This window comes from Clostridium sp. JNZ X4-2 (assembly GCF_054889485.1).
Window position 1 is genome coordinate 2,299,930 of sequence record NZ_CM142685.1, and the last position, 25,588, is coordinate 2,325,517.

General features: G+C 31.2%; 25 protein-coding genes. 4 read left to right on the forward strand and 21 right to left on the reverse strand.

Annotation, left to right across the window (positions count from 1 at the left end):
- Positions 1 to 110: 110 nt before the first annotated feature.
- The 3 genes from ACYUJ6_RS11020 to ACYUJ6_RS11030 all read right to left on the reverse strand — a co-directional run bounded on the left by ACYUJ6_RS11020 (position 111) and on the right by ACYUJ6_RS11030 (position 4,272).
- On the reverse strand, positions 111 to 1,382 hold the full coding sequence (locus ACYUJ6_RS11020) for an L-cysteine desulfidase family protein (protein WP_461842831.1): 1,272 nt from the start codon (positions 1,380 to 1,382) through the stop codon (positions 111 to 113).
- Between the two features lie 205 nt (positions 1,383 to 1,587).
- Positions 1,588 to 3,342: a sigma-54-dependent Fis family transcriptional regulator gene (locus ACYUJ6_RS11025; protein WP_461842832.1), complete on the reverse strand. Its 1,755-nt coding sequence runs from the start codon at positions 3,340 to 3,342 to the stop codon at positions 1,588 to 1,590.
- Between the two features lie 117 nt (positions 3,343 to 3,459).
- Entirely contained in the window at positions 3,460 to 4,272 is an 813-nt protein-coding gene (locus tag ACYUJ6_RS11030; RefSeq protein WP_461842833.1) for an ABC transporter substrate-binding protein, read from the reverse strand.
- Positions 4,273 to 4,495: 223 nt separating this feature from the next.
- Here ACYUJ6_RS11030 and ACYUJ6_RS11035 point away from each other — a divergent pair, with 223 nt between their 5' ends.
- On the forward strand, positions 4,496 to 5,503 hold the full coding sequence (locus tag ACYUJ6_RS11035; RefSeq protein WP_461842834.1) for an AI-2E family transporter: 1,008 nt from the start codon (positions 4,496 to 4,498) through the stop codon (positions 5,501 to 5,503).
- Positions 5,504 to 5,593: 90 nt separating this feature from the next.
- On the opposite strand, the gene ACYUJ6_RS11040 is transcribed toward ACYUJ6_RS11035, so the two are convergent.
- The 5 genes from ACYUJ6_RS11040 to ACYUJ6_RS11060 form a co-directional block, all read right to left on the reverse strand.
- A complete protein-coding gene (locus ACYUJ6_RS11040; protein ID WP_461842835.1) occupies positions 5,594 to 6,037 on the reverse strand; it encodes an MOSC domain-containing protein in 444 nt (147 codons plus the stop codon).
- A gap of 28 nt (positions 6,038 to 6,065) precedes the next feature.
- Positions 6,066 to 6,542 (reverse strand): cyclic pyranopterin monophosphate synthase MoaC, encoded by a 477-nt coding sequence (gene moaC, locus ACYUJ6_RS11045; RefSeq protein WP_461842836.1) that lies wholly within the window; start codon positions 6,540 to 6,542, stop codon positions 6,066 to 6,068.
- A 30-nt stretch (positions 6,543 to 6,572) separates the two neighbouring features.
- On the reverse strand, positions 6,573 to 7,061 hold the full coding sequence (locus ACYUJ6_RS11050; RefSeq protein ID WP_461842837.1) for a MogA/MoaB family molybdenum cofactor biosynthesis protein: 489 nt from the start codon (positions 7,059 to 7,061) through the stop codon (positions 6,573 to 6,575).
- Positions 7,062 to 7,135: 74 nt separating this feature from the next.
- Positions 7,136 to 7,405, reverse strand: a complete 270-nt coding sequence (locus ACYUJ6_RS11055; RefSeq protein WP_461842838.1) for a hypothetical protein — start codon at positions 7,403 to 7,405, stop codon at positions 7,136 to 7,138.
- 86 nt (positions 7,406 to 7,491) lie between these two features.
- Positions 7,492 to 7,980: a metal-dependent transcriptional regulator gene (locus tag ACYUJ6_RS11060; RefSeq protein ID WP_461842839.1), complete on the reverse strand. Its 489-nt coding sequence runs from the start codon at positions 7,978 to 7,980 to the stop codon at positions 7,492 to 7,494.
- Positions 7,981 to 8,356: 376 nt separating this feature from the next.
- On the opposite strand from ACYUJ6_RS11060, the gene ACYUJ6_RS11065 reads away from it, so the two are divergent.
- A complete protein-coding gene (locus ACYUJ6_RS11065; RefSeq protein WP_461842840.1) occupies positions 8,357 to 9,190 on the forward strand; it encodes a methyl-accepting chemotaxis protein in 834 nt (277 codons plus the stop codon).
- 124 nt (positions 9,191 to 9,314) lie between these two features.
- On the opposite strand, the gene ACYUJ6_RS11070 is transcribed toward ACYUJ6_RS11065, so the two are convergent.
- The 8 genes from ACYUJ6_RS11070 to ACYUJ6_RS11105 form a co-directional block, all read right to left on the reverse strand.
- The gene (locus ACYUJ6_RS11070) at positions 9,315 to 11,207 is read right to left on the reverse strand and encodes an LTA synthase family protein (protein WP_461842841.1); all 1,893 of its coding nucleotides are present in this window, start codon (positions 11,205 to 11,207) and stop codon (positions 9,315 to 9,317) included.
- Positions 11,208 to 11,358: 151 nt separating this feature from the next.
- Positions 11,359 to 12,885 (reverse strand): HAMP domain-containing sensor histidine kinase, encoded by a 1,527-nt coding sequence (locus tag ACYUJ6_RS11075; protein WP_461842842.1) that lies wholly within the window; start codon positions 12,883 to 12,885, stop codon positions 11,359 to 11,361.
- Positions 12,854 to 13,564: a response regulator transcription factor gene (locus ACYUJ6_RS11080; RefSeq protein WP_461842843.1), complete on the reverse strand. Its 711-nt coding sequence runs from the start codon at positions 13,562 to 13,564 to the stop codon at positions 12,854 to 12,856. Before ACYUJ6_RS11080 ends, ACYUJ6_RS11075 begins: the two co-directional genes overlap by 32 nt.
- Positions 13,565 to 13,789: 225 nt before the next feature.
- Positions 13,790 to 14,056 (reverse strand): hypothetical protein, encoded by a 267-nt coding sequence (locus ACYUJ6_RS11085; RefSeq protein ID WP_461842844.1) that lies wholly within the window; start codon positions 14,054 to 14,056, stop codon positions 13,790 to 13,792.
- Between the two features lie 95 nt (positions 14,057 to 14,151).
- Complete coding sequence (locus ACYUJ6_RS11090) at positions 14,152 to 14,961, reverse strand: hypothetical protein (protein ID WP_461842845.1); 810 nt, start codon at positions 14,959 to 14,961, stop codon at positions 14,152 to 14,154.
- A complete protein-coding gene (locus ACYUJ6_RS11095; RefSeq protein WP_461842846.1) occupies positions 14,961 to 15,656 on the reverse strand; it encodes an ABC transporter ATP-binding protein in 696 nt (231 codons plus the stop codon). The genes ACYUJ6_RS11090 and ACYUJ6_RS11095 overlap by 1 nt, the downstream gene beginning before the upstream one ends.
- A 2-nt stretch (positions 15,657 to 15,658) precedes the next feature.
- Positions 15,659 to 16,027, reverse strand: coding sequence for a GntR family transcriptional regulator (locus tag ACYUJ6_RS11100; protein ID WP_461842847.1), 369 nt, complete (start codon positions 16,025 to 16,027; stop codon positions 15,659 to 15,661).
- Between the two features lie 197 nt (positions 16,028 to 16,224).
- Positions 16,225 to 16,674, reverse strand: a complete 450-nt coding sequence (locus tag ACYUJ6_RS11105) for an MBL fold metallo-hydrolase (protein WP_461842848.1) — start codon at positions 16,672 to 16,674, stop codon at positions 16,225 to 16,227.
- 209 nt (positions 16,675 to 16,883) lie between these two features.
- Here ACYUJ6_RS11105 and ACYUJ6_RS11110 point away from each other — a divergent pair, with 209 nt between their 5' ends.
- Positions 16,884 to 17,546 (forward strand): FMN-dependent NADH-azoreductase, encoded by a 663-nt coding sequence (locus tag ACYUJ6_RS11110; protein WP_461842849.1) that lies wholly within the window; start codon positions 16,884 to 16,886, stop codon positions 17,544 to 17,546.
- 51 nt (positions 17,547 to 17,597) lie between these two features.
- Here ACYUJ6_RS11110 and ACYUJ6_RS11115 read toward each other — a convergent pair whose 3' ends face one another.
- From ACYUJ6_RS11115 to ACYUJ6_RS11125, 3 genes are all read right to left on the reverse strand, one after another.
- The gene (locus ACYUJ6_RS11115; protein WP_461842850.1) at positions 17,598 to 18,695 is read right to left on the reverse strand and encodes an amidase domain-containing protein; all 1,098 of its coding nucleotides are present in this window, start codon (positions 18,693 to 18,695) and stop codon (positions 17,598 to 17,600) included.
- A gap of 130 nt (positions 18,696 to 18,825) precedes the next feature.
- Positions 18,826 to 19,728, reverse strand: a complete 903-nt coding sequence (locus ACYUJ6_RS11120) for a M15 family metallopeptidase (protein ID WP_461842851.1) — start codon at positions 19,726 to 19,728, stop codon at positions 18,826 to 18,828.
- Positions 19,729 to 19,885: 157 nt separating this feature from the next.
- Positions 19,886 to 20,719 carry an alpha/beta hydrolase family protein gene (locus ACYUJ6_RS11125; RefSeq protein WP_461842852.1) on the reverse strand — a complete coding sequence of 278 codons (834 nt, stop codon included), beginning with the start codon at positions 20,717 to 20,719 and terminating at the stop codon, positions 19,886 to 19,888.
- Between the two features lie 249 nt (positions 20,720 to 20,968).
- Between ACYUJ6_RS11125 and ACYUJ6_RS11130 the strand changes: the two genes are divergently transcribed.
- Entirely contained in the window at positions 20,969 to 21,142 is a 174-nt protein-coding gene (locus ACYUJ6_RS11130) for a Spo0E family sporulation regulatory protein-aspartic acid phosphatase (RefSeq protein WP_461842853.1), read from the forward strand.
- Between the two features lie 135 nt (positions 21,143 to 21,277).
- Here ACYUJ6_RS11130 and carB read toward each other — a convergent pair whose 3' ends face one another.
- Positions 21,278 to 24,502, reverse strand: coding sequence for a carbamoyl-phosphate synthase (glutamine-hydrolyzing) large subunit (carB, locus tag ACYUJ6_RS11135; protein ID WP_461842854.1), 3,225 nt, complete (start codon positions 24,500 to 24,502; stop codon positions 21,278 to 21,280).
- Between the two features lie 21 nt (positions 24,503 to 24,523).
- Complete coding sequence (carA, locus tag ACYUJ6_RS11140) at positions 24,524 to 25,588, reverse strand: glutamine-hydrolyzing carbamoyl-phosphate synthase small subunit (RefSeq protein ID WP_461842855.1); 1,065 nt, start codon at positions 25,586 to 25,588, stop codon at positions 24,524 to 24,526.

Below are 25,588 nucleotides of genomic sequence, written 5' to 3' on the forward strand. Positions count from 1 at the left end.
TTAATATTATCATAAAACATCCAGTTAGAGAATAATTTTATAGAATTTCTAAAAATTAATATAAGGGGATTATGTGCCTGAATATTTCAGCCGGCACATAATTCAAAGTATTATTTACATTCTTCCATCATCACATCCAATATAACCCCATCTGTATTTACCATTCCCTCAACAGATATCCTTCCTAAATTTTGTATGGTTTTTTCTGCTGATTTATCCAATATGCCATCTTTAGATGGTATAAAAATATTTCTATTTGCCATCTTAGCTGCATCTAAAGCCGCATTTACAGATATGGCTAATTTATATGAGCATCCAATTTTTGCACCATCACATATCATGCCACTTATTCCTGCAATCATATTTTTAATGGCCCCTTCTATTTGAATCAAGCTCCCGCCCATCAGATAGGAAAGTCCTGCACTAGCTCCCACGCCAGCTGCTACTCCACATCCGCATACTGGTGACAAGGCCCCTGTATAACTTTTTATATAAATAGTTACAAGGTGGCTGAGAGAAACGCTTCTTACTATCTTTTCTTTTCCCAGCTTCATTTTTTCTCCTACTATAGCTATAGGAAGTATAGCCACTAATCCATGATTCCCACTTCCTGCACTGCTCATTACCGGCATTGGATATCCTGACATCCTTGCTTCTGATGCAGCAGACGTAATAGCTTTGGCATATTGTTCCACACTGGAACTATCATTGAACAAATTTCCAATACCTATGCCCAAATCCAGCTTCAACCCTGTCTTACCTATATTTTCATTCATAGTTATTCCATCTTCAATAAATCTTATTCTGTCATAAGAAATATTATCTACAAAATCTTTAAAATCTTCTATGGTGAATCCCTTTATTTTATCTCTCAAAAATAGTTTATCAGCTATACCGTTTTTTTCATCTTGTGAGAAAATACATTGTCCATTTTTTTCAATTAAAATTATATTCAAGTGACTGTTTTTTATTACCACTCTGGAATAATTACCCTCTTGTCTTGCAATTACTTCTATATACAGACCCCTTACATCTTTTTTTAACTTTAATTTAATTATATTCTTATCTATTATATCAAGTGCACTCTTTAAGCTTTTATCTGAAACATCTTTTAATACCTGTAATTTATACTCCGATTTACCTGCAACCATGGATAAAGCTGCTGCTGTCAAAATACCTTTCTTATCTGTGCCAGGTATACCTACTTCTTTTCCGTTTTTAAATATATTTTTATCAACATATATATCAAGACCATTTATATCTCCGCCTAAAGTTTCCTTGGCTTTAGCAACAGCATAAGCCACTGCCATTGGTTCTGTACATCCTAAAGCCGGTACTACCTGATCTTTTAATATATCTACTAATAATTCATAATCTTTCATAGATAAACCTCCCTTTTCCCTATGAATATCAGCAGCAATTATCATACCAATGACTTTAGCTCATATTATTTCCACTTAATTCTCAATAATGATAAATATAAAGAGCATATACCTTAAATATATACTCTTTATATTTATCATTACCTTTATTCAATTTCATATATCAAAAATGATAATCCATTCTCATTTTTGATATATGAAATTCTCAGCTTTCTCCTATTTTTCTATATAGTGTAGCTGTACTTATTTTTAATTTCTCAGCTATAAGTCTTTTTGAAGCAATATCCGACCCATACCTTTCCATAAGTTTATTTATAATATCCCTTTCATATTGCAGTACCATGTCCTTAAGGCTTCTGTCTTCTATAAAGTTTTCACTGGTTTTTCCCGTTCTCCCCCTTATAGTATCAGGACTTATGAAATCTTTCTTTTCAAAATTCATGGCATATTCTATGAGATTTTGAAGTTCTCTAACATTTCCAGGCCAGGAATAACTCAAAAATATTTCTTTTACTTTTTCAGAAAAACCCTTTATACTTTTACCGTATATATTATTATATCTATCTAAAAAATACTGTGAAAGTTCCAGTATATCATTTCCTCTTTCGCGAAGGGCAGGTATTCTTATAGGTATTACATTCAATCTATAAAATAAGTCTTCTCTAAATTGTCCTTTTTCTACCATATTGTATAAATTCTTATTTGTAGCAGCTATTATTCTAGGATTTACCTTTATTGTACTTACGCCCCCCACCCTCATAATTTCTTTTTCCTCCAGAGTCCTCAAAAGTTTTACCTGCATATGAAGGGGCATATCCCCTATTTCATCTAAAAAAATGGTACCATCCTTAGCTATTTCAAATTTACCCATTTTCCCGCTGTTACTGGCTCCAGTAAAAGATCCCCTTTCATATCCAAATAATTCACTTTCCATTAATGTTTCAGGTATGGCACCACAGTTTATAGGCATAAATATTTCATTTTTTCTATAACTTTCACAATGTATGGCTCTTGCAAACAGCTCTTTTCCTGTACCTGTTTCACCTAACAGCAAAACGGGCATGTTTTGCTGTGCCACTTGTTTTACTTGATCTTTAACTTGAGAAAAAGTACTGCTGCTGCCTATTATATCTTTGAATTTGAATATGGAGTTTTTCCCATCTATTTTAAATACGGATTGCTGTAATTTATTAAAATCTTTAAAGGTTATTACTGCCCCATATATTTCTTCATTAAAATTTATAGGCCTGACAGATAATAGGAAGTTAAATCTTGATTTATTAAAATCCACGGTTACAGTTTCTTCCTCTATATAATAATTATTTGGTTTAAACTTATTCACTATTTTATCTGGAATAATTCTGCTTATGTCACGGTTTATAAGGTAAGTTTCCTTTAACTTAAATTTTTCTTTTATATACCTGTTTAAATTCAATATCTTATTATGGCTGTCTATAGTTATAATTCCTTCATTTACAGAATCTATTATGGTTAAAAGTTCAGTAGATTTATACTCCAATTTATGATACATATTTTTTTCTTTTATTCTGGAGGAGATAAGTTCTCCCATTCTCCTGTCAAAGCTCTCATAAATATCCTTTTTCTTAAGAAACATTTCCTTTTTAGCATCGTCGAATATTATCATTGCTATGACACCTTCAATTTTGTCATCTATGATTATGGGGAAACATACTTCTGCTTTTTCATCACACTGCACTTTTGTTTCACAAACCATACATTCAGTACAATTTCTAGGATCTTCAATAAAATATGATTTTCCATTTTTTAAACATTTTTCAAACACGGAATTTTTAGGCGCACTCATTCCAACTTTTCTTTTAAGCTTTCCAGTACCCGCCACTCTCAAAAGTTTTCTATCCATAATAGTTATATCAATATCTATTACTGCCTTGATAGTTTCCGCTATATCCTGCAAATCATTTTTTATTTGTTCTATCACAGAAAGGTTTCCTCCTTTTAAATTTAATATTATTACCAGCGCAAAGTTGCTATATTATCATTTTATAACATATTAAATAAGGATAAAAGTGAAACTGCAACTTTTATCCTTACTTAATTAATTTTCCTCTTTATAAATATCGTGTCCAAACCACTTTATAGAGAGTTTAGACAATGTACCCTCTTTTTTAAGATCTTCCAGTGCTTTATTCAAAGCTTCCTGTAATTTCTTATCCTTCTTTTTTATACCCATTCCAACAGGTTCTTTAGTAAGCTTATCTTTTAGCACAGAATAACCTGTTTTGTCCTTTGCCACATAATATTCACCTACTTCAGAATCACATATTAAGGCGTCAATTCTTCCTATGCTGACTTCATGAAAAGCTTCTGTTATCTTATCATACTTTTTGATTTCCTTAATACCGCTTATTTTGTTTGCAGCCTGCTCTCCAGTAGTTCCAAGCTGAACTCCCACTATTTTGTTTTTTAAATCATTCCTTGTTTTTATGGATACATTTCCTGATTTGACTATAATTATCTGTCCTCCATTAATATAAGGCCCTATAAAATCTATACTTTTTTTTCTCTCATCAGTTATGCTCATGGTAGCCAGTATAACATCAAATTTTCCCGACTGCAGTGCCAAGACTATCCCATTAAAATCTGTAACTACAGGATTATATTTTACCCCCAGCTTACTGGCAAGTTCTTTTCCCAGATCTATATCGAATCCCTCTAATTGATTTTTATCATTTCTGAATTCCATAGGCGGATATGAATCATCCAATCCTATGGACAATTTACCAGAATCCTTAACTCTCTGGAGTGAATTATCCTCCCCGCTGTTATTAGATATGCTGCTGTTTCCGCAGCCTGTAAAAAGTGCAAATATCATAATTACACTTAACACTATTGTACTTATCTTCTTCATATTTCTTGCCCCCAGTTATTTTTTTATAATTATACATTATAAATTATAAATATGCAACAATTAATTTTAAATTAATTAATATTTCTATAATGGATTTTATTTTTATTAAATACCACTTGAAATTTGTATAAAATAATTTTTATAATATAATATAGATACTATGCCATTATAAATACAGGATTATTTAATATATACTATACCAAATATACTAAGGAGAGATTATATGAATTCCATAAAAGAATTTTTTTCAAAAGAATCTGTAAAAAGAGTACTTTTTTTTATCGGTCTCATGCTTTTTTTCTACTGGTCTAAATCTGTATTTGACATATTCTTACTCACATTTTTATTTTCCTATATAATAAACAGCATTCAAAATTTAGTATTGAAAAAAGTTACTAAAGTAACTGCAGCAAAAGAGAAGATTACTACAATAATTTTATATGCGCTGCTGTTCTTATCCATAATACTGATTGTTGTAGGATTTGTTCCACAACTTATAAACCAGACCAAATATATAATAAATAACATATCAGAATTTAAACCAAATTCAAATTCTGATACGGCTCAAAAATATTTAATTGATATATTAAGTCAAATAGATATAAAAAGTTATTTGAAATCCGGATTCAATATATCTCTTCAGCTTGCTACAAATATAGGAAAATGGAGTATTAATATATTTATTTCTATAATGCTCAGCTTATTTTTCATGCTGGAAAAACATAAGGTTATTTCTTTTTTAGAAAAATTTAAATCCAGCAAAATATCCGGATTGTACAAATATCTGTGTTTTTTTGGAAAGAATTTTTTAAATTCATTTGGAAAAGTAATTCAGGCTCAAATTTTAATAGCGTTTTTTAACACTATTATATCGGTGATAATGCTTTCTATACTTCATTTTCCCCAGATAGTTACTATTGGATTTATGATATTCATATTGAGTTTAATTCCAATAGCTGGAGTGATAATATCTCTTATTCCCCTTTGTATTATTGCTTTCAGTATAGGTGGTTTTACCAAGGTAATATATGTGCTTATCATGATCGCAATAATTCACGCTATTGAAAGTTATATTTTAAATCCGAAATTAATGTCTTCCAAAATGGAACTTCCTATATTTTTTACCTTTATAGTACTAATAGTTTCTGAACATCTTATGGGCATATGGGGACTTCTCTTAGGTATTCCATTATTTATGTTTATACTGGATCTTCTGGATATAAAAATTTAAGATTAACCTGATTTCATATAAACCAAGCTGCCCCGGAATAAAAACCACCTTTTATTCCGGGGCAGCTTCTCTGCACATTATGTATTTTAATTAGACCTGCGGTTCAACTAAAGTTATAGGATCTCCCTCATATATCCATCCATCCTTGATTATTTTGGCAAATACTCCCTCTCTGGGCATAATACAATCTCCAACTTGTTTCCTTATGGCACATCCGCTGTGACATTCCTTACCAATTTGTGTGATTTCCATAATTACTTCCCCTACTTTAAGCACAGTTCCCACTGGAAGTTCATATAAAACAATACCTTCAGTAGTGATGTTTTCCGCAAATTTTCCGCTGGACAAATCATTTACTCCGAGAGCTTTCATCTTGTCAATGCTCTCTTTTCCAAGCAAACTCACCTGCCTGTGCCAGTTTCCCGCATGAGCATCATTTTCCAATCCATTATTTTGTTTGAATAATCCTTTTCCTATAGGTTTTTTTATTTCTCCTTTTTTTTCACTTATATTTACTGAAACAACTGTGGCCATATTTTTTTCCCCCATTACAAAAATATATTTAAAGCTTTCTCTTAAACAATCCAGACTTTCCTCCGCTTTTTTCCACAAGCATTATATTGGATATTATCATTGCTCTATCCACAGCCTTACACATATCATATATAGTAAGAGCCGCTGTACTGACAGCTACTAATGCCTCCATTTCAACTCCCGTCTTTCCTGAAATTTTTGCAGAAGCTTCAATATCAATCTTGGATTTTTCAAAATCCAATGTAAATTTTATATCACAACCTGTTATATTTATAGAATGACACATTGGAATTATATTGGCAGTATTTTTTGCAGCCATTATTCCTGCCACCTGAGCTACAGAAAGCACATCGCCTTTCTTTGCTTTTCCCTCTGATATAATAGATAAAGTTTCCTTTTTCATGAATATGGAACCTGCAGCTATTGCACATCTTTCTGTATTTTCCTTTTCACTTACATCTACCATTCTTGCTCTTCCCTGTTCATTTATGTGAGTCAGTTCCATAAACTATTCCCCCCCTGTAGTAGGCCTTGCCTATTTTGCACATTCAGAATCCCATCCCATCAATATATCAATACCATGGGGCAGTGCAGGCAATATAAATTGAAGGTTTTCCACCGCCCCTTTAGGACTTCCTGGTAAATTTATAATCAGTGTTTTTTTTCTTATACCACACACCGCCCTTGAAAGCATTGCCTTTGGAGTTATGTCCAAAGACTTTGTCCTCATGGCCTCTGCTACACCAGGTACATTTTTTTCTATAACTTTTAAAGTTGCCTCCGGAGTAATATCCCTGGAAGAAAAGCCTGTCCCTCCATTTGTAAGTACCAAATTCACTTTCAATTCATCACAGGCATAACACAGTTCTTTTTGTATATCTTCCATTTCATCCGGTATTATCTTATAATATGCAATATTATATTTAGACTTATCTAAAACATTTTCTATTTCAGGTCCGGTTCTATCAATTCTCTTCCCTTGAGAGCCCTTATCACTTATTGTAATTACAGCAGTTTTTATCATAATATAACCTAAAAGGTTTTCAACTCCTTCCTAATTCAGCTTTTTAAAATTCACTTCATTTTTCAGCTGATCTACTATTTTTTAATTTCATCATAATCTACATCTATAATTTTTTCATTACCAATACCAAATGGATTCTCTTCATTTTTCTCTATATTATCCATATTCTTTTTTTTTGATTTGTTTCTTTTTTTACTTTTAAAATACCCTCCTGCCTTATAAAACACAAAAGCAGCAATTCCCACTGCCACTAATAAGGGTATTATCCTTATTAGAATAAAAATAATAATCAGCGTAAACAATACTTTACAAACTACAGAAATGTTTTTAAATATAAAATCCATATTATTCATCCTTTTTATATTTTTATAATTTATTACTATAAATTAATTATATCATAAAAAAGTCTTTAATAAAGTATCAATACCTTTTATTTTGAATTCTTCTTTACGATCATTTTCTTATTTCTAAAAATTATAAAATCCTCAATCACATCTGGTCTTATATTTACAAAATCTATGAAATCTTTTAAATGCCTTACGGTTTGGCTATTTATAGTATGCTCCAGTTTTTCCGTTTGTTCTAATACATTTTCTGATATGCCAATAACTTTTAAGAAACTTTCAACAATATTATGCCTATCCAGCAAATATTGTCCCATGTTTTTACCCTGATCTGTAAGAATTATTATCCCATACTTTTCGTAATTTATAAAATTTAACTCAGCAAGTTTCTGGATCATCTTTGTAGCTGAAGGAGGTTGTACATTTAAAGCTTTTGCCAGTTCATGAATTCTAGTGAACCCTTCCTTATGGGCCAATCTATATGTCATCTCCAAATAATCTTCCATAGATGCTGTCAAAACGTCATACTCTTTTTTCATATATTCGCTAAAAGTAAAAAAATCTCCATCTGTCATATCATTCTCCTATAAATTGCTATTTTTTATGAATATCGTGTATTTCCCTAATAAATTCTTTCACATCAAACCATATCAGGACTACCAAGCTAAAAGGTATGATAAATATAAATATGACAAAAATGACTTGTAATATATTTTTTATTAACATATTCAATTTTTCAGTTTCAAAAGTGAAACTCCTCCTCATTACAGTCAGATAAGTAGATCTAAAAGTAAATATCTTTATTAAAATCAAAAATTATATTGTACTATATATAAATAATATGCTTTATATTTTTTACATATACTAGTAAATATTATCTTTACCTGTACAATGTGGTATAATCGTAACAATAAAATAATCTTACGTTATTATAAGGAGGAACATAAATAAATGGAAAGCTTTTTTAACATTGCACAATTAAATGCATTTACTTCTATAGCACCTTGTTTACAAAACTTCTTTAAAGAAGACATTCTAATATCCATATCAGATACCGAGAAATATACATATATATTCGGCAACGAAAAATTTAATTTAAATGTAAAACCTGGTGATAAAATAACAAATTCAGGTTCGGACTATACTGCAATGAAAACTAAAAGAATTGCCACAGAACGAATCTCGAAAGAAATATTTGGAAAGGAAGTGGAATCCACATCTATTCCAGTTATAGACGACAATAACATGGTTGCAGGATCTGCTGCAATAGTAAAAGATTTAAGCAAAAGTTTTAAAATATCTAACTTATCACAGTCCCTTTCAGATGCATTGAGCAAAATCAGCGAGTCTACTAACAGTGTGTCAATGGATGTACAAGCTATGGCTAAAACTAATGATAAAATAAAAAATAGTATTGAAGATACAAAAAATCAATCCAGTGAAACTGATGAGATACTGGCTTTTGTAAAAAATATAGCTAATCAAACCAACTTACTTGGTTTAAACGCTTCTATAGAAGCTGCCCGGGCAGGTGAATACGGAAAAGGATTCAACGTGGTAGCTCATGAAATAAGGAAATTATCCTCTTCCAGTTCAGATTCTTTAAAAGAAATCGACCAAATTTTAAAAAAGATTCAATATTCCATATCTGACATATCAAAAAATATGAATAACATAAATGATACCTTTAATAATGAAGTTTCAAAATTTGAAGATATAAACGCCCTTCTTCAGGAACTTTCAGCCAGTTCACAGATATTAAAAGATGTTGCCAACAGTTATTAGTTTAATAAAATACACATCAGCATGGTCAAATAGAGCAAGCCACATGGTAGAAGAAGTACCTGCCATGTGGCTTGCCCTTTCAAGTATAATCATATCATACTTAATATATACCACTTATTCAATTTCACTTTTCCTGATCAAATGCACTTATCAAATTATGATTCAGCAAATCATCTGAATACTCCAATTCTTTTGTGTACTCATCTTTTTCATTCTTCAGTGCCTCAGTTTCATTTACTTTAGTTCCAGATTTCAAATTATAGTATGTGTTAGACCAGGATACATATAAATTCTGTCCATCTATAAAGGATCCATTTCTGAAAATAACTTTCTCGCTATTGCCATTTAGCATGTCACTTCCAAACATATAGTTTTTAGGCAAATTATACATATTAGCTAAAGTTGGATATAGATCCATCTGACCAGTGTACTTATGATTTACCCCTGCATATTCGTCACCTGGAAAATGCAGCAATAAAGGTACCTTCTGATATTTAAACCATGTATAATCATCACTGCTGCTTTCATTTTCAAATTTAAAAAGCTGCTGGGCATTGTCTTTTGGAATAGCAAAATGATCTCCATATAATGCTATAATAGAATTTTGCATTATTCCATCCTTCTCAAGATTATCTAAAAACTCTCCTAATTGGGCATCTGTATAATGTATGGCTTTTAAATAATTGCCTATGAATGTTCCTTCATACTCACCTACATTAAAATCCCCATACTTGTCCACAGCTTCATAGGGAAAATGGCTTGTTAAAGTAACCAAAAAAGAATAGTAAGGTTGTTTAAAACTTTTCATTTTTTCCAAGGACTGATTCAAAAAGGATTTATCACTTAGCCCTAGTCCAATTTTTTCATCAACATTAAAGCTGTGCTCTCCGAAAAAATCATCAAAACTCTGGGCTTTATACATGACATTTCTATTCCAGAACCCCTCACTATTTCCATGAAGAGCTGCAGTATAATAGTTTTTATCTTTCAGGGAACTTGCCAGGGAATCATATTTGTCTCCACTATAGGTATAATAGGCAGCTCCGGATTGTGCCGGATAAAGTGAATTGTTGGACATGAACTCCGCATCTGATGTATTTCCTCCTGCAACCTGATAAAAATAATTGTCAAAATACATACATTTATTTACCCATTTATTTAGGTTTGGCGTTATTTCCTGGCCATTTACCTTTTGATTTATTACAAACCCCTGAAGAGCTTCTACCTGGATTACTATCAGATTTTTTCCTTCTCCTATACCCTTGAAATTGCTTTCATCTGTATTTTTATTGTTATTCTGTAAAAATGTCTTAATATCTTTTTCTTTTTCATCGGGTAATTTTTTTGAATTCTTGATGCTATTACTTATGTAATTATAAGAATCCACCAAATGGAAATTAACGTCTCCTATCATGTTAGTCAAGTATATCCTGTTGCTCATAGCTGTAAGCAATGTAGGCTGCTGTTTAGAAACCCTATAAAAGACACTTGCATTAATTCCAATTCCAAATACAAATATTACTAAAAAATTCAATAATCTTCTGGATAAGGGCTTTATATTTTTCTTCTTTTTTTTATAAATTCTCCCCGCAGGAAGTAAGATGAACAAATCCAATAGATAATAAAGATCTTTAACACTAGCCACGCTGCTGACGCTGGATGATACTCCCTGCAGCAATTTGGCATTCCGTATAGCAGCCACTGTAGTAATATCTTTAAAATATCTATAATACATCAAATCTGCTATAAGTATTCCGCTTAATACGATATCAGCTATATATAAAAAACTAATCCTGGTTTTTTCCTTAAAAGCAAATGAAAAACTTATCAATATTAATATTGATGCAGCTATTGGGAAAATTACAGATTTATTTAAATAGCCTGAAGATATATCTTTTTCATAGGACATAAGTTTTACAAAAACTATAATACAAAATAAAATTATATCTATGTTATTAAACAATAAATTAAGTACTCTGCCCAGTATTTTATTGTCTTTAACATCTGGAAATCTCATTTTTCTTCCTCTTTTCTAAGTAGCTATTTTAAACTTTCAAGGTGAATTTTACATCATTTAAGTGACACTTACATGACAAGTTTATTAATAATTTGTTAATAAACCCATAACCTATTGTTAATAAACCTGTCAGCTTTATATTCATAAAATTTTATACTTTAACAATTATGAAATAAAATTCAACCCCATTATCTGTATTTTTAACACCATACTCATACCCATGCAACTCCAATATGTTCTTGACTATAGCAAGACCGATACCGGTACCTCCCAATTCCCTGTTTCTTGACTTATCCACCTTATAGAAATTATCCCAAATTTTATTTATATCTTCATCTGGTATATTATTCCCAGTATTCTCTACAGATACAATAGCCCTGTTTCCACTGTCTATTATTGAAAAGCTTATACTGCCGCCTTTTTCTGTATTCTTTATAGCATTAGTAGTAAAATTATCTATAACTTGTTCCATTCTGTTCCAATCGGCATTTACTTTAATCTGCTTAATCATATTGAAATGAACCGTTACATTTTTATCCTTTATAACTTTAAAAAATTTTTTGCATACAGAGCTTATAAGCTCGTCTATGAAGAATTCTTCCTTATCCAGTTTAAATACTCCAGATTCGAGATGGGATAAATTTAACATATCTGCTACTAAATTTGCCATCTTGTTGCTCTCATCTATTATAATATCAATATAATCATCTTTTTCATCAGCTTTAAATATATTATCCTTCAAGCCCTCTGCATAACCTTCTATTAGATTTATAGGAGTTTTAAGTTCATGTGAAATGGAGGCTACAAATTCTTTTCTAACTTTTTCTATCTTTCTTTCCCTCTCTATATCCTTCTCCAATTTTATATTGGCTGTTTTAAGAGAAGTTAAAGCTTTATCTAGATTACGAGATAAAAAATTCAAAGTATTTGCCAAATTTCCTATTTCATCTTCATTTTTAATATTGCATTTTTCGGAAAAATCAAGTGATGCCATCTTTTTTGCAGTATCATTTAGCTTGACTAGAGGTTTTGACACCATATTTGTATATATGAGAGAAAGTATTAGAATCAATACTACTGCACCTATATAAAAATAAAAATAAAATTCTTTTATTACAGAAGATGCTTCGTCCACCGGCTGAAGGGAAGTTACCGAAAATATTATTTCTTCCTTTCTGTTATTTGGAATAGCTGTAAGAATATTTTTTGTTCCATTGATTTCCCTGTTCGTAATCACAGTTATAGACTTATTATATTTTTTCATTTCATTAAATAAATCAGAATCCTCAGTCCATCTTATTATAATATCATTTATGATTTTTATTCTAACCGCATCATAATTTTCGCTGTTCAATTTTGTTATAAATTTTATTTTACCACCCTTATCCATTATAACCAGTTTGGCATTATTATCTTCTTCAAATTTTCTGATAAGATCTATTACTTCATTTTCGTCCTTTGCTTTATTATAAGCTATCTTAAACTTTTGAGTTTCATCCTGTAGATTTCTTTCTTTTCTATTTATATAGAATTTGCCAAAAAATAGTGATTGAAAAATCAAAGTACTGCTTATAAAAATTATAAATACCAGTGCAGTTATTACAAATAATTTCCAAGTTATGTTTTTTCTTATTTTTACTATAAATCTATTTTCCCAGAAAATATTTCTTATTTTCATTGTTTTTTACCTCAAATTTATAACCAATTCCCCTAACCGTAGCTATTAAATAGGATTTAACTCCCAATTTTTCTCTCAATCTTTTAACATGAGTATCCACTGTTCTAAGATCTCCATAATAGTCCATTCCCCATATAGAGTCCAAAATTTTTTCTCTGCTTAAAACTATATTTTTATTTTTTATCAAATAACATAATAACTCAAATTCCTTTGGAGAAAGATATACAATTTCACCATCTATTTTCACCTCATGGCCTTCTTCATTTATAAAAATACCATCATAAATATTTTCTTTTATAGAATCATTTTCGTCATCATAGGTTCTTCTTAAAAGAGCTTTTATTTTAGCTACTAAAATTTTAGGGCTTATAGGTTTGGTTACATAACTATCTGTTCCCAGCTGAAACCCTAAAAGTTGATCTTCATCTTCAGCTCTGGCAGTAAGCATAATTATTGGAACATTTGAAATCTTTCTAAGTTCTTTACATACTGTCCATCCATCCATTATAGGCATCATTATATCCAGTACCACTAAATCTATATGGTTTTCTTTAAATTGTCTAAGTGCCTCTTTTCCATCTCCTGCTAAAATAACATTTAATCCCTCTTTTTTTAAATATGCCTCTATGAGAATTCTCATTCTCTGTTCATCATCTGCCATCAGAATAGTTTTATTCATTACGCATATCTCCTAAATATATTATTTTAATATAAACTTTATATATTCACATTGATATATTCATTTACTATTACTATATACCTTCTATAATCTGTATTTCACAGATTAATTATTAATTTACATTAATATGATATAGAAAATAATATAATTTGTACAGCACTGCTGTAAAAGTTATTTAGAAAGGGTTATCTTTTTTTAGATAACCCCTTCTAATATTTTAGGTCATTAATTTTTTTTACCGAGATAGTTGTTGTAAATATTTTCAAGATATATATCGGGTTCAGGCATTGGATAACTTTTTCCCTTTTTCCTCAATTTCTTATGTTGGTTATAACGTTTTACTATTCTATCCCAATCTTCAGGATAATTTTCCTTAAATATTTCTACAAATCCTTCCAGACTGAAATCTTCTTTTAAATCAGCAAATACTTTTTCAAGTTTATTAGTTTTGTCTTTTATTATTTCTGATTTTGAAACATGTATTTTTCCCATAATACATCACAACCCCTCTCTATAATTTATATTCTCCCAATTTTAATTAAATCCTCTAATATTTATAAAATTTAAATTATTGTTAATAGTTTAAATTATAAATCCAGCTTGTTTTCTATAAGATAGGCTGTAGCATAAAACATTGCTATCATTAAAATTATAGATATAATAATCAAAGATATATTAAGATTGGCTCCTGAGGAAAAAACATTATTGGAGTTAGCAAGAGTATTCCCCATCTTTATCCAGGATCCTTCATTACCGCTGTTAAATATTCTCAACGTAAAGCTTTGAGGGAATATATCGGAAAATACATCTTCTATTTTGCTTTGTGCCAGACATAGTACTATAAATATAACAAACGTACCCATCTTTCCTAATTTTCTATTTTTAATGGCAACTCTGCCCAATGTGAGAGATAAATATACAGTAAGTAAAAATGAAACATATACTACAAATAGCACCAATATGCAATATACTATAAATTGTGGAGTTAAGGTACTAAAAACCTGCCTGAAAGATATTCCTGTAAATACAAATCCCTGGGTCAGCTTCAGCATTTGGATTAAAATAGCTGTAAATGCCAGTAAAACCAATGATGCTATCAAACTTTGCAAAATAGCTGTAATAATCTTATTCATCAATATATTCCCGCCGCTTTTAGGTGTAGTAAAGACAAGATATGCGGTATCCTCATATATATCCCTGCTGAACAGCCTTATATTCCATAGTATAATCACTATACCTGCTGCAAAGTTTATGGCAAGATTCAAGAAAACTATAATTTGTGGATCCCATACATTTATTCTGGTAAGCAGCAATATATTTAAAATTATTATAGTACAAATTATTATTATGAAATCTTTAAAACAGCCTTGGAGATCATATTTTATAAATTTAAACATTATTTAAACACCTCACGATATATTTCATCCATGGACATTTTCTTCTCCGCCCTAAGTTTCTCAGCGTTGCCAAACAATATTATTTTACCTTCGGATATAAAGGCCACATCATCAAACAATCTTTCAATATCACTTACTAAATGTGTAGTTATAAGTATGGAACTGTCTTCTGTATAATTTTCAAGTATGGCATCCAATATCTTTTCCCTGGTTGTAGGATCTACTCCTCCTAAAGGCTCATCCAGTACATAAAGTTGTGCCTTTCTTGACAGCACCAACGTAAGATACAATTTTTCACTCATACCCTTTGACAATTCCTTAACCTTGCTATCCTCATTCAATTCCATGAACTTCAAAAGCTCCTGCGCCTTTTTTCCATCAAAATCTTCATACATATCTTTAAAAAAAGCTATGGCATCCTCTATTCTCATCCATTTATAAAGATAATCCCTGTCAGGCAAATATGAAACCTGGGCTTTTGTCTTTATTCCCGGTCTATTCCCATTTATAAATATTTCTCCAGAACTTGGCCTCAATATTCCTGCCACAATTTTTAAAAATGTAGTTTTACCACTTCCATTTGGTCCTAAAAGTCCTGTTATCTTACCCTTTTTAATTTCTAAATTGACTCCATTTAAAGCAGTTTTTCTAAAATAAGATTTTTTCAAATCAGTACATTTTAGTATTGTTTCCATTTTTATATATCCTCCTGTATTTTTTCTCTTACGATTTTAACTATCTCTTCCGGGGAAAACCCCAAGTCTGTCATGCCTTCTATAAAATTACCTATGATATATTGTGCCATTTCTTTCTTTAATTCCCTTATTACAGATATATCCTCCTTTACAAAGGTGCCCATGCCTCTTTGTTTATAGGTAATACCCTGCCTTTCCAATTCTTTATAAGTCCTCTGAACAGTATTTGGATTCACTTTAAGTTTTGCAGACATTTCCCTTACAGAAGATAGTTTGTCTCCGGGTTTCAATTCTTCAGTTACTATTCTTCTCTTTATAATATTCATTATTTGAATGTATATTGGTATATTAGGATCAAATTCAGCATCCATTTTATCACCTCCATGTAAGAATGATTGAGCTTGTGTCATAATATGATAATACACTAATGATATATTATTGTCAATACATGCAATTTGTTTTACACTGTTTGTCCACAAATTGGTTTTAATTCTCTTCTATTTAAAATATAGGAACCTAACAGCTTATTTTTTATTTAAATCAATCAATATCTGTCTTTAACACCATTTTATACAAATAAAATACTATCGTTTACTATATAAGAAATAACTCCTTTTTTATGTCCTGGAAACACAATAGATTTTATTTTTATCTTTCCCATATTAATTTCATCTCCGTCATGAAGTTTCTCACACTTTATATTTGTGGTATCTTCAATATAAAAGGGTCTGTTGGAAAATTTATTTATAGATATATCTGCTGAAAAATAGATATTTGCATTTTTAAATAATTTAATGCCCCCGGTATGATAAAAATTAGGGTAAGTTAAAAATATCCCGGAAACAGATTGAGGATGAATATTTATTTTTTTCAGCTCTCTATTTATGACAGAGGGCATAAGTCCTGTGTTAAAGCAGATAGTAGTTTCACAGTCAGAATACATAAAAAAATTAGAAATTAACGTTCTAACTACATATATATTTCCTGTCAGCTTTTGGGTTTTAGTCAATTTAAACAATATGTATTTCCTCCTAATTCCATCATATCTTTCTTTTTTGTATAGTAAAATATATTCTTACTGTAGCATATCCTTCTTTTATTAATTTATACATTAAAAGTTTCAAGCCAAACTGAATTTATACTTTTGATCAATAGCATAAATTAAGATTATAAGCTAAAAATAATTAATAGAATATAATTCAATATTCTCATAAGGAGGTATAAAAATTGAAAAAGCTATTATATATTACTGCAAACACAAAACCTGAAGAAACGTCCATCAGTAAAACCGTGGGAAGACGTTTTATAAATAATTTTATATCTAAAAGTAAGAACTATACTGTAGAAGAATTAAATTTATATGCGGAAAACATTCCCGAAATAAATCACAGGATATTTAAAGGCAGAGGACAATTGGCTTCCGGAGCTGATTACAATAACTTATCGGAGGAAGATAAGAAATCAGTGGACAGAATTAACACACTCTGCCATCAATTCTTAAGTGCAGATACCTACGTAATTGCAGCTCCAATGTGGACTTTAAGCTATCCCTCAAGGCTTAAGTCATATCTGGACTGTATTATGGTAAATGACAAAATCATCAAAACATCTCAAGAAGACATAATTGGACTTTTAGATGACAAAATACGAGACATGGTTTATATCCAATCCTGCGGAGCAGTTTACCCTAAAATATTCAATTCCAAATTTAATCATGCGGTTGATTATTTTAGAGATGTATTTAAATTTCTGGGTATAAATAAATTTGAACATATACTGGTAGAAGGTACGGATCAATCTTCTGTTGGTGGTGCCAAAGCCATGGAGAATGCTCAAAAAGATATAGAAAATGTGCTGAACAAGCTTTCTAAAGATACTTCAGCTTTATAATGCAAATAAAATTATCATGATTTTCAATCATGATAATTTTATTTTATATTCTTAATAATTTACATGTACCAGCCAAAATTTTATATTTTTATCACTCCATCCCAAATCCCACGGAACCCTGTTTCTGTCTGTATTATGGCAGCTCACCAGGGAATATCCTTTAGAATCTGCATCTGTTACCACTGAAATATGGGTAATATCCCCTTTTTTTTCATAAGCTATAAAATCCCCGGGAAGAAGTTTATAGGAAGCCTTATATACTTTTTCATAACTTCCATGTGCAATAACGGATGCTCTTCCGCTGTATATCATATAGTTTTTAAAACCATCTGCATTTAACCAGGAACTTGTAGCTCCTGATCTGTCATAATTCCACATAGAATTTTTTTTAAACCTTCCGCCTTCATGTAATACTTGAGATGCAAAATTGGCACAATCTCCTCCCTGGGAGTTATAATTTCTATATTTCTTATTATAAGTATATCCATATTGCTCTTCCGAGGCTATGCCACAATATCTACCTGAATACTCCATGGAGGATTTTCTCCTGTCAGTTATATTGGAAAAATCTCTTTTACTCTGAGACAATATATACTGTTTTACTGAATCACCCTTTAAATTCTCCAAATTCAGAGAATCTGCAAAGGGATCCTTATACCACTCTTTTGTAATAATCCACCTGCTATCTTTTTTCGCAATATTTATTACATGAGAGGTTCCAATTCGGCAGCTGTTTACGGCTTTCGGTGCACCTTCGTATATATACCTGTATTCTGTTGAACATATTAAATTTACAGAAAATCTATCATCCTTTTTTCTCACTCTCTTAATTACTATATTGGGAATAATTTCAGTAAATTTCACCCCTTGTTTTTCCTCCCAATTTTTTAGATATTTCATCTTCTTTTCTTCGTGTTCATAGGCCCATGTACCATATGTTGTATTTTTATCATAACTGGACTCTATAAGCTTTAAATTCCCATTTAATATAGCTTCATTTCTATCCCTAAATATTTTTTTTGTGGAATTTATAATCTCATCTTTTTCATCAATTTCTTTTCCCTGTATATTTTCAAAAGGACATGTAAGAAATACAACTAAAATTGCCATTATGATTTTCAAAACTCTTTCTACTATTGAATGTTTCATAAGTCATACTCCTCATACAATTTAATAATGGATTAAAATTTATATAATTTGTACACTTATTGTACCCAATTGCAATAATAATGAGCCTGTAAATTTTAATAAAAATTTCATATTTATTACAAATCCCTCATTACAATTTTCCATCAATTTTTTCAACGTAGCTTTTTACCAGCTTATCTTTATAGGGGGCACCTTCATACCAATAACTCTTATTTTTGCTTTTATCTCCAAAATATCTGGCTTTTAGAATTATCTCCGGTCTGTATTCAAAATGCAATGTGTCAAAATGACTCCATTTACCACCCCACACGAAATTATTTTTTTCAAATATTTCTACAATTTCTCTCGGATATTCTCTTATTCTAACACTGCCTTCTTCTTTAGATACCCACTTCCAATAATCCCTTCTGTCTCTGGCCAGATCAATAGCTATTCCAAAGGAGTGGGGACTTAATAAGCCTGTTCCTGAAATACATCTGTAGTTGAAGGTACCGCTGCTGGGAAACAGACATCTTGAAATATCTGATCTTTCTTGTGCAAGAGGCATAAGTTCTTTCATTGCATTTTCAAGAGATCCTGAAGCTCCATTATTGCCATTAAATTGAAGTCTCTTATATCCAAGGCTGGTCATCTTAAGATTTGATTCCACAGAACCTTTATTGCTGCCATAAATATCTTTTAATAGAGAATAAACCCGTAACCTTCCAGGATCAAAATTTTTTTCTACAGCTCCGTCTATAGCTTTCAACGGATAAGGTTGCTCCATCATATCCTGTAAATCTGTATTTTGAAATTTTTCTTCAAAATTTTTTTCCTTTTTATCATCATACAAAATTTTTTTACCAGAATTCATAATTATATATACACTGCCGCTTTTATCTTTTTCCACATCTGCAATATACTCCGGATAGGCCATCATAAGGCATAAAATATCCTGTTTTGTTACAATATCATAGTCCTTTGAAGCAGCTTTTCCAGGTATATCAATACATATACAAAAAAGTACAGCCAGTATAATCACATTTTTTTTCATAAACTGAATCACACTCCAACTTCATCAAGTTATTCTTGAGTCCAGGTGGAATTTACACATAAGAAATGTTTTTCGTACCTGAATTTTAGAAGAAATTATCAATAATATCAGAACAGCTTATTGAATGAATTTCTAGATTTATTTTATGTACATATATTCAGTTTATGCATTGAAGCCAGATCAATATTTCCTTAGCAAGAGCTATTCTTTTGCTGGTAAAAGAATGATCTCCATCCAAAACTTCCTCTTTAAGATGAATTTTTTGTTTTTTTAGTGCCTTCACAAGAGGCAGATAATGCTCATCTATAGGTGCTACTATATCTTTTTTCCCTCCAATCATTAATATGGAATGTTTTTTTAAATTTTCTGCTATATTCAGTAAGTTCCATTTATACTTGTTTTCTATAATACTTTTTATAAAATTCTGTACAGTTATACCATTAAGGGGTATCACTGCCTTTTCCCATTTCTTAATGGCTGAATCTATTAAAAAATCATTTTTCGAGATATTCTCTCCATATAGTCCAAAGTTAAATCCGGCAATGCATGCTGCTGACTTTATTTCAGCATGATTTGCTGCAGTCATAAGAGCACTAAACCCTCCCAAACTGTGTCCAATTAAGATTATGTTTTGGTCATCAACTCTACAGCACTCCCTGGAGAACCTTGATTTCAAAAAATCAATTGAAGATTCTACATCCTCCAATACGTGGTTTATAGAATAATCTCCTTTGCTTCCCCAACTGCCTCTATAGTGGAATATCAATACGTTATAACCACTTCTCAGCAGTACATGAGCAATATCAAAGTTTTGTTCATATCCGGGAAACCCATGTAATAAAATTATTGTTTTATGGGGGCCTATACCCTGTGCCACATGCATTATTCCCATAATTTTAGATCCATTACTGTTAAAATCAACTCCCTGCACCATTGCTGGATAATTTTCATCTAATTCCCCTGGATCCTCCCATATAGCCTTAAAATTCATATAATCACCCTGCTTTCCAATTTATATTGATACTTATATCTTACCAAAATTCATTACTATTGTTAATCTATCAGTTTCTATTTACAAAAATCTTTATATAAATAAGCTGTCTGCAATTAAATACTATTTGCAAATAGCTTATTTATTGTGTAGAATTAAATATATCACTATTTTTGCATACTAGATTTATATGAATAATAGAAGTTTTGACAGGCATTAAAATATAAAATATAAATTGGAGTGTTAAATTTGTCAAGGGAAAAAATTTATAAATTGAAAAGGGAACTTAATTTATTGATTCACCAAAATACAAATTCGGACAAACTTCTGGAGATAAGCGGGAAACTAGATGAGGCACTGGAAGAATTCATGTATGAAAAACTAAAAAATACACCAAAATATAAAACTGTTTCTGACAAATAGTTTACCTCATAGCTGTTCCCTCTAGTTGTTTCTCTCAGAAAGACTTAAAAGTGATGCAAATAAAAATTATATTGGTTGCAAAAAATTAACTATATCCAGCTTTCACAATCAATATAATTTTAACTTTATCTCTATTTAATTACATGAAACAGTTTCTCTATATTTCACTCTTTTTTTTAAATATTCATTCATCGTTCTATATTCCACGGTTTCACCTTTTTTTTCTATTAAGACAGTCTCAATATAGGCATTGGCCGTATCAAGACATGTAAATACAATTTTATCATGTGCAAGTGCCATATTCCTTAACTTAAAGCCTTCTCTTGTGCTGTCATAACCCTGGGTAGCTATATTTATCACCATATCTATTTTACCTAGCTTTATATATTCCAAAGCATCACCTATATTTAATTCACTGCATTTTATTCCGTTCTCACTTAGAAATTTATAGGTTCCTCTTGAAGCAGTTATATTAAAATCCAGTTTTTCATATTTTTTAATTATATCAACTGAATTCTTCTTATCTATATCACTGATTGAGGCATATAAATTTCCACCTTTAAGCATATGAATTCCCGATGCCTTAAATGCCTTATATATTGCCTTATTTCTGTCAAAATCCACTCCTAGAACTTCTCCTGTGGATTTCATTTCAGGTCCCAATGCCACATCCACCCCAGGCAGTTTTTTATTTGAAAATATAGGCATTTTTACTGCATAGATATTACTATACTTATACATGTCCTGTTTATATCCAAAATCTTTTATCCTTTTACCAAGCATGATTTTCACAGCTATCTCAACCATGGGTATATCCGTGACCTTGCTTAAGATAGGCACTGTCCTTGAGGCTCTTGGATTTACTTCTATCACATATACCTTTTCTCCATCATAGGCATATTGAACATTTAAAAGTCCTTTTACATTAAGCTTTCTGGCTATTTTAACAGTATAATCCTCTATAATTTCAGATATGCCTTCAGGTAAATCATTTGCAGGATAAACTGCTATGCTGTCTCCTGAATGTACACCTGTTCTTTCTATATGCTCCATTATTCCTGGAATTATCAAATCTTCCCCATCAGATATTGCATCTACTTCTATTTCCTTCCCGAGCAAATACTTATCTACAAGTACGGGATGTTCTTTTGACAAGTTAACTGCTTCTTTTAAGTATTTGCGCAGTTCTTCATGCTTGTAAACAATTTTCATTGCCCTGCCTCCTATAACATAGGAAGGCCTCACAATAACAGGGTAACCTATCTTCTCCACAAGTGCATCCGCTTCTTCCATACTGGTTACAGATCCACCTATAGGTGAATTTATATCAAGTTCTTTAAGAAGTACCCTGAATTTTTCCCTGTCTTCTGCTAAATCTATGGATTCAAAAGAAGTTCCAAGTAAATTGACCCCTCTGTCATTTAGCTTTTGTGATAAATTCAAGGCAGTCTGACCTCCAAATTGAACTATAACCCCATCTACTTTTTCTTCATTTATAACATTCATAACATCATCTATATAAAGCGGATCAAAATACAGTTTATCAGAAATGTCGAAATCAGTGCTTACAGTTTCAGGGTTGTTGTTTATTATAATGGCCTCGTATCCTGCTTTTTTTATTGCCCATACTCCATTTACACAACAGTAGTCAAATTCTATCCCCTGTCCTATTCTAATAGGCCCGGAACCTATTACTAATATCTTTTTGTTATTTGTAATAACATTGTCGCTTTCCAAATCATAACAGGAATAATAATAAGATGTTTTTGCTTCAAATTCACCACTGCAGGTATCAACCATCTTATAAACAGATTTTATATTGTTTACCTCCCTCAATTTCTTCAGATCCTCAAGCTTCATTCCTATTAATTTGCAGATATACTCGTCTGTAAATCCCATAATTTCTGCTTTTTGAATTGTCTCCACATTGGGTACACTTTCTGTAAGCTCATTTTCCATATCAATTATATTTTTTATACCGCTTAAAAACCATTCATCTATTTTAGTTATTCCATGAAGCCTTTCTATGCTCATACCCTTTCTAAGACCTTCCGCTACGGCAAAAATTCTTTCATCATCCTGTTCATTCAGTTTTTCAATTATTTCATCTGCATTCATACCTTGAAGATTGTCCAATTTAAGTCCTATTATTTTACCTTCAAGACTTATAACCGCTTTTAAGAGAGCACTCTCAAAGCTTCTATCTATTGCCATTACTTCTCCAGTGGCCTTCATCTGAGTTTTCAAAGTCCTATTTGCGGTTTTAAATTTATCAAAGGGCCATTTGGGCATTTTAACTACACAATAATCCAGAGCGGGTTCAAACAATGCACTGGAATTTCCAGTAACATAATTTCTAAGTTCATCCAGGGTATACCCAATTGCAATTTTAGCTGCAATTTTTGCTATAGGATATCCTGCTGCCTTGGAAGCAAGAGCACTTGATCTGCTCACTCTAGGATTTACTTCTATTACCATATATCTGCTGCTGATAGGATCCAGTGCAAATTGAATATTGCATCCACCTTCTATTTTCAAAGTTCTTATTATTTTTACAGCGGATCTTCTGAGCATCTGATATTCTCTGTCATTGAGGGTCTGTGATGGAGCTACAACTATACTGTCTCCAGTATGTATTCCAACAGGATCTATATTTTCCATGTTGCAGACCACCATGCAATTATCCTTTTTATCCCTCATAATCTCATATTCTAATTCTTTCCATCCAGCCAGACTTTGTTCTAAAAGTATCTGGTTTATAGGACTTTCTTCCAATCCATTTTCACATATTTCAATGTACTCTTCATAAGTTTCTGCAATTCCTCCGCCGGTTCCACCTAAAGTATAAGCTGGTCTTATTATAACTGGAAGGCTGACTTTATTTAAGAATTTTTTACATTCCTCTAAGTTTGTTGCAATATCACCTACTGCTATAGGTTCATTTATTTCTCCCATTAAATTTTTAAAACTTTCTCTATCCTCTGCATTTTTTATGGACTCTGTCTTTATTCCAAGAAGTTCCACTCCGTATTTTGCAAATATTCCAAGCTTATTCAAATCCATTGCAAGATTTAAAGCAGTTTGACCTCCAAATCCAGCCAAAACGCCATCCGGTCTTTCTCTTTTTATTATTGCCTCAAGAGATTCAACAGTTAAAGGTTCTATATAAGTCTTGTCCGCAATATTTTTATCAGTCATTATGGTAGCAGGATTACTGTTTACAAGTACAGTTTCTATACCTTCCTTTTTTATGGACTCACAAGCCTGTGTCCCCGAGTAGTCAAATTCTGCAGCCTGACCTATTATTATAGGGCCTGATCCTATTATCAAAACTTTTTTCAAGTTTTTTCTTAACGGCATTATATCACTTCTCCTTGTTATTTATACTAAAGTCATCAATTGCAAAAATTTATCAAATAAATATTCCGAATCAGTAGGTCCTGGAGATGCCTCCGGATGAAATTGCACTGAAAATACAGGCAGCTTTTTATGCCTTATTCCCTCTACAGTGTTGTCATTTAAATTAACATGGGTTATTTCAATATCACTCTCATTTAAGCTCTCCCTTTTAACTGCATATCCATGATTTTGAGAGGTTATAAAGGCTTTATCTAAAGTTATATCATATACGCCATGATTTCCACCCCTATGCCCAAATTTCATTTTATAAGTATCTCCACCAAAAGCCAATGATAAAAGTTGATGCCCAAGACATATTCCAAATATAGGTACTGTTCCTATTAATTTTTTTATGTTGTTCATAATGTTTCCCAAATCTTTAGGATCTCCCGGGCCGTTACTCAGGAGTATACCATCTGGATTTATATTCATTATGGCTTCATAAGAAGAATTATATGGGAATATTGTTATATCACAATTCCTAATTTTTAAATTTTCAATAATGTTATTTTTAGTTCCAAAATCCAGAAATGCCACTTTAGGTCCACTGCCCTTAATATGCACTATGGATTTTGTACTCACCTGCGCTACCAGATTTTTATCTTCATGGGAATTCAAAATGTCTTTTATTTCATTTATGGATCTGTTTTCATCACATATTACACATTGCATAGTTCCAGCAGATCTTATTTTCTTGGTTATACTTCTTGTATCTATACCCCTTATTCCTACAATTTTATTTTCTTTTAAAAAATTTTCAAAACTATTTTCACTTAAATAATGTGATGTATTATTATACATATTTTTAATTACAATACCTTTAGCCTGTATTTCATTAGACTGGCTAAAATTATAATTGATACCATAATTTCCGATATAAGGATAGCACATGGTTATTATCTGTCCCCTATAGGATGGGTCTGTAAGTATTTCCTGATACCCTGTCATTGAAGTATTAAAAACCAGTTCTCCTGTAGTTATCCCTGGTTTTCCCATGGCTTTTCCCATAAATACAGTTCCATCTTCTAAATACAATATGGAATTCAT